The organism is Neisseria sp. P0009.S007 (assembly GCF_051962515.1).
In genome coordinates this window covers 1-836 of sequence record NZ_JBQCVF010000747.1, presented here as the reverse complement: position 1 = coordinate 836, position 836 = coordinate 1, and the positions used below count along the sequence as shown (strand labels likewise).

Below are 836 nucleotides of genomic sequence, written 5' to 3'. Positions count from 1 at the left end.
ACCGGAATTTCAAACGGAAACACAATCACGCGTCCGACAATATCGCACAGCAACACCAAAGACGCGCCCAGCAAGGCCACTGCAGGCAGGCTTTGGCGCAGCTTGTCGCCCATCAGGCGGCTGATGATGTTCGGCACGACCAAGCCGATAAACGGAATATTACCGACTGTCACGACCACCAAAGACGTAATCAGCGCCACAATAATCAACCCCGACCACAGAATCGCCGTCCGGTTCAGCCCCAAGTTTACGCTTACTGTTTCGCCCAAACCCAAAATCGTCAGCTGGTCGGCAATCAAATAGGCAAACAAAGCCAAAATTCCCGTTGCCCACAACAGCTCATACCGCCCGAGCAACACGCCGGAAAAATCGCCCTGTTGCCACACGCCCAGCATTTGCAACATTTCGTTTTCATACGCGATAAAGGTAGCCACCGCCTCAATCACGCCGCCGAAAATAATCCCGACCAAAGGCACCATCAGTTGCGCGGTCGGTGGCAGGCGGCGGATCAGCAGCATAAAGACCAACATCCCGATCAGCGCGGCAACGGCGGCAACCGACATTTTTGCCAGCAGCGGCGCGGCCGGCAGCAGCAGGGTCATCAGCAGCAAACCCAAAGCCGCGCTTTGACTTGCGCCCACCATCGACGGTTCGACAAAACGGTTGCGCATCAAAATCTGCATAATCATGCCGGCCACCGCCATCGACGCACCCGTCAGCACAATCGCAAACGTGCGCGGCAGGCGGCTGATGAACATGACCTGCTGGCTGTCGGATAGCGAAAACAGGGCGGACCATTTGAATTCGGCCACGCCGACCGACAGGCTGACGGCAAA

General features: G+C 56.8%; 1 protein-coding gene. It reads right to left on the bottom strand.

Annotation, left to right across the window (positions count from 1 at the left end; genetic code table 11):
• The coding region (locus ACTHS3_RS16100; RefSeq protein WP_440368517.1) for an ABC transporter permease at positions 1-836 on the bottom strand (836 nt) is incomplete at both ends.